This is a genomic window from Streptomyces sp. SID12501 (assembly GCF_010550245.1).
GTDB lineage: Bacteria > Actinomycetota > Actinomycetes > Streptomycetales > Streptomycetaceae > Streptomyces.
On sequence record NZ_JAAGLU010000013.1, the window covers coordinates 209858 to 222793 of the forward strand.

At 68.8% G+C, this 12936-nt stretch carries 9 protein-coding genes; 1 reads left to right on the forward strand and 8 read right to left on the reverse strand.

Annotation, left to right across the window (positions count from 1 at the left end; genetic code table 11):
* Positions 1–51 precede the first annotated feature (51 nt).
* The 6 genes from G3I71_RS17960 to G3I71_RS17985 all read right to left on the reverse strand — a co-directional run bounded on the left by G3I71_RS17960 (position 52) and on the right by G3I71_RS17985 (position 8192).
* Entirely contained in the window at positions 52–1338 is a 1287-nt protein-coding gene (locus G3I71_RS17960; RefSeq protein ID WP_164315788.1) for a glycosyltransferase family 2 protein, read from the reverse strand.
* On the reverse strand, positions 1335–2996 hold the full coding sequence (locus G3I71_RS17965) for a phospholipid carrier-dependent glycosyltransferase (RefSeq protein ID WP_164315789.1): 1662 nt from the start codon (positions 2994–2996) through the stop codon (positions 1335–1337). The genes G3I71_RS17960 and G3I71_RS17965 overlap by 4 nt, the downstream gene beginning before the upstream one ends.
* A complete protein-coding gene (locus G3I71_RS17970) occupies positions 2993–4258 on the reverse strand; it encodes a glycosyltransferase (RefSeq protein WP_164315790.1) in 1266 nt (421 codons plus the stop codon). Before G3I71_RS17970 ends, G3I71_RS17965 begins: the two co-directional genes overlap by 4 nt.
* A gap of 231 nt (positions 4259–4489) precedes the next feature.
* On the reverse strand, positions 4490–6523 hold the full coding sequence (locus G3I71_RS17975; RefSeq protein ID WP_164315791.1) for a thioredoxin domain-containing protein: 2034 nt from the start codon (positions 6521–6523) through the stop codon (positions 4490–4492).
* A 99-nt stretch (positions 6524–6622) separates the two neighbouring features.
* Positions 6623–7351: a hypothetical protein gene (locus G3I71_RS17980; protein WP_164315792.1), complete on the reverse strand. Its 729-nt coding sequence runs from the start codon at positions 7349–7351 to the stop codon at positions 6623–6625.
* A 376-nt stretch (positions 7352–7727) separates the two neighbouring features.
* Positions 7728–8192, reverse strand: coding sequence for a recombinase family protein (locus tag G3I71_RS17985; protein WP_164315793.1), 465 nt, complete (start codon positions 8190–8192; stop codon positions 7728–7730).
* Positions 8193–8422: 230 nt separating this feature from the next.
* On the opposite strand from G3I71_RS17985, the gene G3I71_RS17990 reads away from it, so the two are divergent.
* Entirely contained in the window at positions 8423–11641 is a 3219-nt protein-coding gene (locus G3I71_RS17990) for a tetratricopeptide repeat protein (RefSeq protein ID WP_164315794.1), read from the forward strand.
* A 43-nt stretch (positions 11642–11684) separates the two neighbouring features.
* Here the strand turns inward: G3I71_RS17990 and G3I71_RS17995 are convergent, their stop codons facing one another.
* Complete coding sequence (locus G3I71_RS17995; RefSeq protein ID WP_164315795.1) at positions 11685–11984, reverse strand: hypothetical protein; 300 nt, start codon at positions 11982–11984, stop codon at positions 11685–11687.
* Complete coding sequence (gene mca / locus G3I71_RS18000) at positions 11977–12837, reverse strand: mycothiol conjugate amidase Mca (protein WP_164315835.1); 861 nt, start codon at positions 12835–12837, stop codon at positions 11977–11979. The genes G3I71_RS17995 and mca overlap by 8 nt, the downstream gene beginning before the upstream one ends.
* Positions 12838–12936: the final 99 nt, after the last annotated feature.

Consider the following 12936-nt stretch of genomic DNA (forward strand, 5'->3'; position numbering starts at 1 on the left):
TTCCCGCTGCTCTTCCTGCTGTGCTGAATGTGCTGAATGTGCTGAACGGTCTCACGCGGCTCTCCTTGCTGCTTCGCTTTCGCGCCCGGCCCCCTGGTGACCCCGACGCGGCAGATAGACCAGCGCTTCGGTTCCGACGAAGCGCAGGACGAAGGTCGTCACCAGCGCGAGCGCGGTGGCGGACAGCACGCCCATCCCGAACCGGTCCACGAACAGCGCGATCAGCGGCAGCCGCAGGACGAGGTCGAGGTTGGCGATCACCGCGAACCGGCCGGCGCGGTCCCACCAGCGCCGGTGCCTGCGGCGGTCGCGGAACAGCAGATGCTCGATGAGCAGGAAGTTCCAGGCGACGCCCAGTTGGTTGGCGAGGATCTCGGCCGGTACGTAGTGCAGACCGGCCGCGGTGAGCCCGTACAGCCCGAGCAGGTTCGGCAGGAAGCCGGTGGCGCCGATCAGGCCGAAGCCGATCATGCGGGCGGCGGGCGAGGCGGAGCGCAGGCCGACCAGATGGCGCAGGAAGCGCAGGCCCTCCTGGGCAGAGGACTTGGACTCGCCGGCGTAGCGGTCCTGGAAGACGAAGGGGACCTCGGTGACCTCGCGAGGGCGGCTGCGGACGGCCAGTTCGAGGAGGATCTTGTAGCCGAGGGGCTGGAGGATGTCGGCGGTGACCGCGCTGCGCCGGATCGCGAAGAACCCGCTCATCGGGTCGCTGATGCCGTGCAGCCTGCGCGGGAACAGGGACTTGGTCAGCCAGGTCGCACAACGGGACACGGCCACCCGGTAGTTGCCCGCGAGCCCGGCCCGGCTGCCGCCCTTGATGTAGCGGGAGGCAACCACGAGCCCGGCGTTGGCCCGCTCCCCGGTGGCCACCAACTCCGGTACCAGGGACGGCGGATGCTGACAGTCGCCGTCCATGACGACGATCCAGTCGGAGGTCGCCGCCTTGATGCCCTCGACGACCGCGCCACCGAGCCCGCCCACCGCCTCCTCGCGGTGGATGACGGTGACGGGGAACGGGCAGTCCTGCGCGGCCTCGGAGATCACCTCGGGGGTGTCGTCCGTGGAGTCGTCGACGAAGACGACCTCGCAGGCCAGCCGCGACGGCACCGACTCGGTGATCCGGCGCAGCAACTCCCCGATGTTCGCGGACTCGTTGAAGGTCGGTACGACGATGGTGACGGCACCGGGCTCGGCAACTGTGTCCTTTCGCTCGGTTCGCCTCCCGGGCGCCAGAGCCGGTGTCGAGACGCCGGCACGCCCCTTCGGCTCACTCGTGGCCGCCGCGTGTACGGCCCGATCACCCGGTTCACCAGGGACAGTGGACTCGAAGCTGCTCATCGGGCGCCTCCCGCGGCGTCGATACTGCGGATCTCGATCCGGTCGTCACCGGCGCCGAAGGTGGCCACCGGGGTCGAATGCTCCATCGCGGCCTTGACGTTGGGCAGATCGACCGCGTCGCGCCGCACTGTCGGAGAGGCGACGACGTAGTCCAGGTCCTTCCAGCCCCCGGGGATCGTCTTCGTCACAGCCGGGTCGAGGTCGGCCTTGTAGAACCAGATGACGCCGAGCCCGGGCTTGTACCCGGCGTGCACGAGGTCGAGCCAGAGCGCGTCGTCGACGAGTACCCGGGTGTGCGCCGGGTCGGCGACCTCGGTCGCGAGCCACTTGGAGGCGGCCCGGTACGGGGCGTTGGCGTCGGCGGTGAGGGCGGTACGGTCACCGTCGTACCAGCGCGGTACGACGTACACGGCCGACGCGGCGACGAGGACCGCGGCAACCGCGTACCGCACCCAGGTGAGTCGCCGCCTCTCTCCTTCGGCGCGCCGTCGGCGCAGTACCGCGTGGGCGACGCTCGCGATGCCTCCGGCGAGGACCAGGGCGAGGAAGGGCAGCGCCTGGATGACGTACATCGCGGGCAGATAGCCGCTGGGGCGCATCGCGACCAGGGCGAGGATGCCGACGGTGAGGGCCGGTCCGGCCAGTGCGCGGGCGGTGACCGACCAGCGCCAGGAGGCGATGAGGAGCAGGGCGCCGGCGAGGCCGCCGAGGGGCAGAACACGGTCGTAGTAGAGCCAGGACTGCAGGACGCCGTACGAGCCGGAGCCCTTGTCGAGGATGAAACCCGAACCAGGCCTGGTCATCTGGTACTTGAGCCCGTCGATCAGCGAGACATGGCCGCCGCCCGGGAACAACTCGCCCTTGAGCAGGGCGAACAGGGGGTAGGAGAGGCCGATCAGGACGCAGGCGGTGACGGCGCCGGTGAGCGCGAACTTGCGGGTGTCGCGGTGGCCGTGCCGCCACATGGTGACCAGCAGGGCGGGCAGGATGACGAGCATCGTCTCCTTCGTGAGCACCGCCGCCGCAGCCGCCATACCGGCGCCGAAGTGGTGCCACAGGTGGCGGCTCGGGGAGGCTGCGAGGGTGAAGGCGGCCAGCACCCACATCACCGCGATGTTGTCGAGGAAGATCTCCCGCTGGAGCACGACCGAGAGCGGTGACAGTCCGAACAGCGCCATGGCAAGCCCCGCGGCCCAGCGGGGCAGTGACAGACGGCGCCCCAGGACGTAGACGAGGACCGCGCTGGCCGCACTGACCAGCAGCATCGCGACGCGCATCGAGCCGACGGTCATCGAGTCGGGGCTGAGCAGTGACGGTATCCAGGTCAGGGCGGCTATCTGGATCCAGCCGAGGGGCGGATGGTCGTACCAGTAGGTGTAGTGGGCGAGGCCCTTGCCCTGCTGCACGGCCCACGCCTGCGCGAGGTAGGTGCCCTCGTCGTCGCTCAGGGTCGGATAGTCGGCGATGTTCCAGCCCTGCACGACCATGATGGCCACGAGAAGAAGACCGCAGGTCAGAAGGTCGGGGCGGGCGGATCGGAGGCGGCCCCAGCGGCTCGGCGCCGGAGTTGCCCGAGGGGCCGACCCGGTTTCGGGCGCAGGCTGCCGCTGTGCGGGGACCTTGGGAACCGCGGTCACCGCAGGGAGGGTGGAAGTCACGCGGGAACATCCTCTCGGAACTCACGGGAGTTGAGGTGTGCGCCGACGTGACTGGTCAACTCCCAGTCGTCGCGGCCGCGTTGTTCACGCCAGACGGCGCGCACGGCCGCCCCGGCGAGGACCACCTGGTAGAAGGGGCCGCCCACGACGAGCTTGAGATAGTGGACGAGACGGATCCGGAGCCCGTACTGCTTGCCGAAGTCGTGCAGTCCGACGAGCTCGAAGACGAAGGTCACCATGGCGGTGACGAGCGGCAGGAAGGTGATGAAGGCAACGCCGACGGGCACGTCGAGGAAGAGCGCGACGGCCACGTTGAGCGGGATCACCACCCCGGAGATCGCCTGGAGATAGGGCGTCATCAGGGTGTAGCGGGCAAGCAACCGCTGCCCGAATCCCGGGAGTTGCTTCCAGTCCCCCTTCCGGTACACCTGAAGGAAGCCCTGGTTCCAGCGGGTGCGCTGCTTGAGCAGCGACATCAGCGAGCCCGGGGTCTCCTCCTTGGTCACCATGTCGGAGTCGTAGGCGACGACGACCTTCTTGCCGACGCTGGACAGCCGTACGCCCAGATCGCAGTCCTCGGCAAGGCAGTCGGGGTCCCAGCCGGCCACGTCCCGCAGCACCTCGGTCCGTACGAAGACGGTGTTGCCGCCGAGTGGGATGAACCCCTTCTGCGCGTGCAGATGGAGCCGCGACCGGAACCAGAAGAAGTACTCCAGGCAGTTGCGCAGGCTGTACCAGCTGGAGTTGAAGTTGATGAGCTGGACACCGCCCTGGACGACGTCCGCGCCAGTGGTCCGGAACGCGTGGTCGACGTGGGAGAGCAGCTCCGGGTGGACCTGGTCCTCCGCGTCGAAGACCCCGACGATGTTGCCGCGGCAGTGCGGCAACGCCGTGTTCATGGCCCTCGGCTTGTTCTTCCTCTCGTGGGTGTCCACGACGACCCGGACGCGCGCGTCGCGTTCGGCGGCCTGCTCGGCCACCGCCGCGGTCTCGGGGTCGTCGTGCCCGACGATGACGATGATCTCGAAGTCGGTATGACCGGATTCGAGGAGGCGCTGGATGGTGTGGTCCAGTACGGCCTGCTCGTGCCGGGCGGGCAGCAGGAGCGAGAACGACAGCCCCTCACCGCCGTCCGGACTACTGAATCGGGTGGAGGCAAGCACTTCCGGCGTACGCCAGGCGTGCATCTGCCACCACAAGGTGAAGGCGGCCATCCAGAACAGGGCCAGCGAAACGGCAGCGATGAATACAGACGTGAGCAACAGATCCCCCCAGATCCCATACCCCCTGTCGCGACAGGGAGTTACCCCTGCCGCGTTCCGGTGGCGAACCTAGGGGAGGAGTATGAAGGGGGCGAACTCTTCCGATAAATAGCATGTTTCGGAACGGTGGACCCTCTAGCCGGATGTATCCGAACACATCCGTAAATCCAGCCCGCCGAACACGACTCGGGAAGCCGCGTTCCCTCCTGATTCACCCTGGTTGGGGCGCTTTCAGCCGCCCAGCGCGACACGCAGGCGCTCCGGATCGGTCGTCGGAACGTCACAGGTGAAGTTACGGCAGACGTATGCGGTCGGTTCACCGCCAACGAGAATCCGCCCGCCGAGCAACGGCAACTCGTCACTGTCCGCAGTCCCCACCGCGACGACAGCACCCGGCGCGGTGGCCAGAAGTGCCGTACGGTGCAAGGCCGTTGTGGCCGGATCACCAAGCGACGGCCCGACCACCGCAACCTCTCGCGGCCCGTCGAGCAGCGCCTCGGCGACAGCGAGCCCCCACCCGACGAACCGCGGCACACGCGGCCCTAGCGCCTTCACCACGCCCAACGCCCGCTCGGCGGCGGCCCGATGGGGCTCGGAACCGGTCTGGGCCGCGTAACCGAGCAACGCCCCCGCGGCGGCCGTCCACCCGGAGGGCACCGCGTTGTCGGTCGGATCCTGAGGCCGCCGGATGAGCTGCTCGGCGTCACTGGCGGTGTCGTACAGGGCACCCGACTCGGCGTCGACGAACCGCACGAGCACATGGTCGAGCAGGAACCCGGCGAACTCCAGCCACACCCCCTCCCCCGTCACGGAGGCAAGCGCGAGGAACCCCTCGGCGACATCGGCGTAGTCCTCCAACACCCCGGCGTTCGCCCCGACCTGCCCGTCCTTGCTGGTACGGGAGAGCTGGGCCCGGTCGTCCAGGTGAACCCGTACGAGGAGATCGGCGGCGGCCAGCGCGGCGTCCACGAGGTCGGGCCGCTCGAAGTAGGCGCCGGTCTCGGCGAGCGCGGCAACGGCGAGCCCGTTCCAGGCGGCGACCACCTTGTCGTCCCGCCCGGGAGCGGGCCGCTCGCGACGGGCGTCGAGCAACCGCGCCTTGACGGAATCGATCTTCTCGGCGTCGAACACGCCCTCGTGCTGCGGAAGTTGGAGGACAGAGGCACCCTCCTCGAAGGTGCCGTCCGCCGTCACCCCGAAGTAGTGCGCGGCAAGCTCCGCGTCCTCGTCGCCGAGCACCTCGGCGAGCTGGGCCGGCGTCCACACGTAGTAGGCGCCCTCGACGTGCCTGCCGGACCCGTCATCACTGTCGGCGTCGAGCGCGGACGCGAACCCGCCTTCGTTCGTGCGGAGTTCACGCACCAGGAAGTCGGCGGTCTCCAGGGCGACGCGCCGGGCGAGCTCGGAGCCGGTGGCGCGCCAGAGATGGGCATAAGTTCGACACAAAAGGGCATTATCGTAGAGCATCTTCTCAAAATGCGGAATTACCCAGTTTCGGTCGACGGAGTACCGTGCGAAACCACCGGCAAGTTGGTCGTAGATCCCGCCTCGCGCCATGCGCTCACACGTGTGCTGCGCCATCTGCAGAGCCCCCTCAGCCCCGGTACGTGCGTGATGCCGCAACAGGAACTCGACGACCATGGACTGCGGAAACTTCGGCGCCCCGCCGAACCCACCGCACTGCGGGTCATACTCCCGAGTGAGCCCCAGGAGGGCCTGAGCCAGCTCCTCCTCGCCGGGGACCTTCGCGTCGCCGTAGTTGATCTCCCGCCCTGTCAGATCCCGCACAATCTTCCCCGCGACCTCTACTACTTCGTCCCGCTTGCCAGTCCAAGCCTGGTGCACGCCTTCCAGTACCTGCCGGAAGGAGGGCATGCCGTGCCGGGGCGTTGGCGGGAAGTATGTGCCGAAGTAGAAGGGTTCGGCATCTGGGGTGAGGAACACGGTCATGGGCCAGCCGCCCTGGCCGGTGGCGGCTTGGACGGCTTCCATGTAGACAGCGTCGACGTCAGGGCGTTCCTCGCGGTCGACCTTGATGCCAACAAAGCGGGCGTTAAGGAATTCGGCGGTGGCCTCGTCCTCAAATGATTCGGAAGCCATGACATGACACCAGTGGCAAGAGCTGTACCCGACGCTCAGGAAGACGGGCACATCACGCCGCCGGGCTTCCTCGAAAGCAGCGGATTCCCACGACCACCAGTCAACCGGGTTGTCCGCGTGCTGAAGGAGGTAGGGGGACGTGGCACGTGCGAGTCGGTTGGGCATGTGCCCATCCTCGCGCACGCCGCAATGCGCACGCACCCACGCCACATGCATGGCGCACGAACCTCACGGATCGCCCTCAAGCACCCGTGAACTCTGAAGTCACAGCCAGTCGAACTCCAGCCGTTCCAGGATCGGCGTGGGGTCCCCCTGCCTCGACGCCGGCCTGACCGTGATGCCTTCGGCCCCGAGCGCGCACTTCAACAGCATCCGCTTATCGACCATGTCTGCTCCTTCCCACGCTTCCTTCAGAGCATCGGGATGCAGGACAGGCTCACCTTCCGATGCCAGTGATTCCACCATCGCGGTCGCGTTCTCGATGACTGCGCGCTGCCCCTCGCTCAGTTCCTCGAAGCGCCCTTCGTCCATTTTCCCGTAGACGTAGAAGTCCTCTTCAAGCTTCTCCACACGCTTCTGCGCCGCTTCAAGTGCCCTCTGCGTTTCCTTCTTCTTCGCCTGCGTCTCTGGATCCGTGAACGCGATCCACCGGCGAGCAATCTCGGCAATGACTGGTGCGTCTGGCTCAAGGGCGGTGATGTGGTCGATCCAGGCATGCCCGACCGCGTGGTCAATACGTCCAGCGAGGGTCATCGAACCCTCACAGACCGACCTGCCGCGCGTCTGCCGGACTTCGCACCGGTAGCGGCCGCCACGCTGGCTCATTGGGCCACCGCACGGATCGAGCCTTCCGGTGCCCGTCTTGTCCCTCATCCGGCCACACCGGTAGATGCTCGTGCCGAGATACTTCGCCTCCGGCTTTCCCCTGGCCCAACGCGCATCGGTCCGTTCAGCAATGAGGGCCTTGATCCGAAACCACTCGTCCGGGGTCACAACCCCGGTCCCACACATGACGATCTCGCCCAGTTCGCTGCGTAGTGGTTCTCCGTAACCGTTCCTGTGGACTGAGCGGGAGTGAGTCCGTTCAGCCGCGCGCCCCGAACGGTCTTGGGCGAGCTGGTCCCCGGCGTACTCGACCCCGGGGCGGCGACACGCATCCTGTGCGTGGTCCTGGCCCGGGAGGCCAGTTCCCTACGCGACCTGGCCAGGTGGGTACGGCCAGAGGCGACGGAGAGGCCCTGAACCATCCACTGGTGGAGCAGGGGCCCCGCACGCTGACGCCGTACCCGGTGTCCCAGGTCGCACAACCACGCTAACCCAAACGGCCCAGGGCACCGCAAGCCCGGAAGCCGACCATCACACGATCGAGCTAATTCGACCTCGTACACACTCCTTGCCGAGCAGCTACTAACCCCTCCGTGACGGAAACGAGCCGTGCCTGCCTGCGGTCGAACTCGTCCAGCATTCGCCCCACCGCCCCCATGCCGCGCCGGTCGAAGCGGTCCGTCTTCCACACGCCCAGCGTCTTGGACTTGCCATTCATGATGGCTTGCGTGGCCTTCTCAAACTCCCTGCGCCGCACATAGGTCTTGGATGCCGAGAGTTGCTCGAACCAGATGTGCCGAATCTGAAGACCTTCTGCCTGCACCCAGCGAACCAGCTCTCGCACGTGCCCACGAATCGTGGTCAGGTCCTCCTTCTTGGTACTGCGTCGCAGGTAGGCGTCCATGAGCCGAGACGGCTCCGCGGTCGCGGGTTTGTCCAGCCCCATCGCCTCAAGCTCGTCAGAGTTGAACCCCAATGCGACCAACGTCGCGTGATCCTCGCGCACCACGACCCCCTCTTTTCCTGGGAAGAAGCTACGGAGGTGTTGATACTTTCTAGGCCGTTTTCTGAAAGTGAGGCACGATCCAGCACTGGTGATCACTTTGTGATCATCCAGCGCCCTACAGAGTTCTGGATCTCTCACCGCCACGGCCGTTCGTGATCGCCGCCCTCTCGCGCTCACGCCTCCTCCGAAGGACACTCATAGATAAAAGAGTTGACGCCAGAGGGGGACACACCATGCAGGACAGCCACCGGGCGGAAGCCGAGCGGCTGTTGGGCCGGGCCGTGGAGGAAGAGGTGCGGCGGTCCGGGGGGCGTACGGACGGGGGCGTGCTGCTCACACGGGCGCGCGGGGCGCTGGACACCATGGCGAAGTCGTCCGCGGAGGAGTACGCGGCGTACACGCGGGCGCTCGACGAGGCGAAGGCCGGGCAGCTCACCTTCGGACAGCGCTACGCCCGGGAGGGTGCCGGAACTCCCTTGCTGGTGGCGGCTGTTGCCGCGCTCACGGCAGGCGTCGCCGACCTGGCGCTCGGCACCGGCACCGGCACCGCCGTCGGGGCGGCGCTGACCGTGGGCGTCGTGGGCGCCGCCGCGACCGTCCTCAAGGTGACCGCCTCCCATCTGCCGGCCGCCCACCACCGGGCCGGCGCCGTGAGCCAGCCCGGCGGTCCAGAACAACTGCGGCTGACCTGGCTGACGGCGCTGGAGGTACGCGGCATCCGTCCGTTCCTCGACCAGCAGCGGGTGCTCAGCGCGTCCACCGGGCCGAAGAAGTCGGGGCCGAGGCTGCGCGGCAGCGACAAGAGCGCGGCGGCCCGCACGCGCAGCGTCCTCGATCAGTCCTTCGCCCAACTCCCGGACCCGGACGAGCCGTTCGCGGGCCGGCGGCAGGAACTGGCCCGTATCCGGCAGTGGGTGCACTCGGCCCGGGCGAGTACGGAGACCCGGCCGACCCTGGTCGTCCTGCACGGCGCGTCCGGCAGTGGCCGCAGCGCGCTCGCCATCCACGCGGCGCACGATCTGCGGGACCAGTTCCGGGGGGCGTGCGTGGTGGATCTGCGCGGCGACAGCCCGAAGGAGCCACCGCTGCCCACCCGCGACGCCCTGCTGTATCTCCTCAACCGGCTCGGCGCCTCCCGCGAGCAGTCGCTCTTCCGTGAGCGTTCGTCACCGGACCAGCAGGTCAGAAGGCTGAGCGAGCTGTACAACCAGCACCTCACCGGGGTCCCGGTGACGATCGTCCTGGACGACGCCCAGGACCCCGAGCAGGTCCGCACGCTCGTCCCGGAGCGCTCCGACAGCCTCGTCATCGTCACCGCCCGGGAGCCCCTCGACCTTCCGGCCGAACTGCCCTTCTGGGTGCACCAGTTGGCCGTCGAGCCCCTGGACGCGGCAGGCGCGGAGGAACTGCTGAACGCGTCCGCGCAGGCCGAGCCAGGGTCGGGATCGAGTCCGTACGATGCCGAATCCGCCGAGCGGATAAGGGAGTTGTGCGGCGGGCTGCCGCTGGCGCTGCGCGTCGCGGGCTCCTCGCTCGGTCCGCGCAGCCAGCGCCGGCTGGCCGCCGACCTGGGCGCGTACGGCCCGGTCGAGCCGGTGGAGCGGGTGCTGTGGCTGCGCTACACCGACCAGTCGGAACCGGGCCGACGGCTGCTGCGCAGGCTGGCGCTGGCCGGGCGGGCCTCGCTCGGCGCGGCGGCTGCCGCGGCCCTGTTGGCCACGGACCGGACGGAGGCGACCCGTCAGCTGGACGCGCTCGCCCGCGCGGGCCTGATCGACCATGTCCGGGGCAGCCGTTACCGCCTGCACGACCTGGTCCGCGCCTTCGCGCAGGCCCGTCTCCTGGACGAGGAGGAACCGGCGGAGCGCACGGCCGCGCAGGAACGGCTGATCGTGAGCTACGGCGAGCTGGCCGACTCGGTGCTGCGCCTGGTCGACGGCAACATGTCGACCCGCTCGGACCGCTTCAGCCCGCACGGCTTCACCTCCCTCGACGAGGCGCTGCGCTGGCTGGACGACGAGTCGAGCTTCATCACGGCGACGCTGCGGCACGCGGACGGCGTCAACCAGGCCGCCGTGCTCAACCTGCTGGGCGCGCTGTGCGACTACTGCCTGCTGCGCGGCGACCTCTACCGGCTCGGCGAGATCAGCGAGCTGGCGGAGTCGGTGGACCAGGGCCTGCTGGTCCGCTCGGTGCAGTGGCGTACGGGCATCGCGGCCCGGCAGCTGGGCGAGCTGGACAAGGCACGCACGACGCTCACCTCGGTCGTCGAGCTGTACATGGAGGCCCACCACGACGCGGGCGCCGCGCGGGCACTGTGCTCGCTCGGCATCACGCTGCACCACCAGGGCAACCTGGTCGAGGCGGCGGCGAAGCTCCAGGAGGCCCTGGAGCTCCAGCAGGCGCCCGAACTGGCGACCGACCGCGCCTGGACGATGCACGCCCTCGCCGCCGTCGAACGCGACCGCTCCCACCTCGCCGAGGCGTGGGACCTGCTGACCCGTTCCCTGGTCCTCCACAAGGAGGGTGAGTCGATCCACGGCGAGGCGTGGGCCCACTTCCAGCTCGGCCAACTGGGCCTGCGGATGGGCGACGTACCGCGCGCCGAGTCCGAACTGCGCACGGCCCTCGACCTGTACGGCCGTACGCGCGACGCCCGTGGCGAAGCCTGGGCCCTGACCCAGCTGGCCCGGGCCCGGCTGGTCGCCGGGGACGCGTCGGCAGCGGTGGACGGGCTGCGCCGGGCGGCGGCGGTCCACCGGGACAACGAGGACGCGCGCGGCGAGGCGTGGTCGGTCTACTACCTGGGCCAGTCCCTGGAGGAGACGGGCAACCTGGATCTGGCGGTCCGCGAGCTGGAACGTTCCCGCACCATGTTCTCCCGCATCCGGGACGTCTACGGCCTGGCCTGCGCCCGCCATCACTCGGCCCGCGTCACCCGCGACCAGCGGGCCGTCCAGACGGGCTCGCTGCGCAACTCGGGATTCGCCCGCCAGCTCCTGGTGGACGCCCGCGCCGACTTCCAGCGCATCGGGGTGGCCCACGGGGAGGCCTGGACCTGCCTGGAACTGGCGATCGTCGACGCGGGCAACGCCCGCACCCAGCAGGCGCTGGCCCTGTGCGACGAGGCGATCGGCCTGTTCACCTCGTACGGCGACCGGCGCGGCGAGGACTGGGCGCGTTTCCTGCGCTGCACCCTCCTGCCGTACGCGGCCCCCGGCGGCGTCGACATCGGCACGGCGGTGGCCCAGGAGGAACTGACCCAGCTCTCGCGCAGCCGCCACCCGTCCCGCGACGACAAGCTCGACGACTTCGTCGACGCCTACCAGCTCCTCCTGGAGCGCGGCGTGGCCCTGGAGTCGGGCTGGCAGGGGTGGCGCCTGGGCATGATCCCCAACCGGCACGCCCGGGAGGTCATGGGGGTACCGGTGGAGGCGGCAGGCCGGCGGTAGGGCGGGAGGAGCGGTCACCGGGTGCCGGGCACCCGGTGCGGCCTCACTCCTGCGCGGAACCCTTGGCCGATCCGCCGGCCGATCCCCTGGCCGCGCCGTCAGTCGCTCCGTCGGCCGTTTCCCTGGCGGCGTCGGGGGTCTTCTCGGGGTCCGGCGCCTCCTTGAAGTCGATCCTGCCCATCTGCTTGCTCATGGACTTCATCAGGGCCCACACGGCGAGAGCCATCACCGCGAACACGATGAAGCCGAGGACACCGGGGGTCACCTTGTCCTCGTCGACCTCCGCCGCGAACGGAAGGAGATGCGTCATTGCCAGGCTTGTGCTTGCGCTCATGTCAGGCATTGTCGCGGATGCCCGCAAAGAGGTCGTCCTCGGGGAGGGAAGTGTCCACCAGCGACTTCGCCAGCTCGTACTCCTCCGTCGGCCAGACCTCCCGCTGAAGCTCCATCGGCACCCGGAACCAGCCCCCGTCGGGGTCGATCTGCGTGGCGTGCGCGAGCAGCGCCTTGTCGCGGATCTCGAAGAACTCCGCGCACGGAACATGCGTGGTCAGCGTGCGCTCGGTGCGCTCGAACTCCGACCACCGCTTCAGCCAGTCCCCGTACGGCGACTCCATTCCGCGCTCGATCAGCGCGTTGTGCAGCGCCTCGGTACGCGGCCGGTTGAAGCCCTGGTTGTAGTACAGCTTTTGCGGCTGGTACACCGCGCCGAACTCCGACTCCGGGTAGGTCTCGGGGTCCGCGGCGCCCTCGAAGGCCACCATCGAGATCGTGTGGGTCATGATGTGGTCGGGGTGCGGGTACCCGCCGTTCTCGTCGTACGTCGTGATCACCTGCGGACGGAACGAGCGGATCTGCTTCACCAGTTCCCCGGCCGCCTTGTCCACGTCCTCCAGGGCGAAGCAGCCCTCGGGGAGCGGGGGCAGCGGGTCGCCCTCGGGCAGGCCGGAGTCGACGAAACCGAGCCACTCCTGCTTGATGCCGAGGATCTCGCGGGCCTCGTCCATCTCCTTCTTGCGTACCTCGTGGATGTTCTCCTCGATGTACTTGTCGCCCTGCAGTTTCGGGTTGAGGATGGACCCGCGCTCCCCGCCCGTGCAGGTCACGACGAGCACGTCCACCCCCTCGGACACGTACTTCGCCATGGTGGCCGCACCTTTGCTCGACTCGTCGTCGGGATGCGCGTGCACGGCCATCAGTCGCAGCTGGTCAGTCAAGACTCAATCCTCGTAAGTCGGCGCCCGGTGTGAGCGGGTGCGATGAGCGGCTTCTATAGTGACCGAACCGGGCGGCCA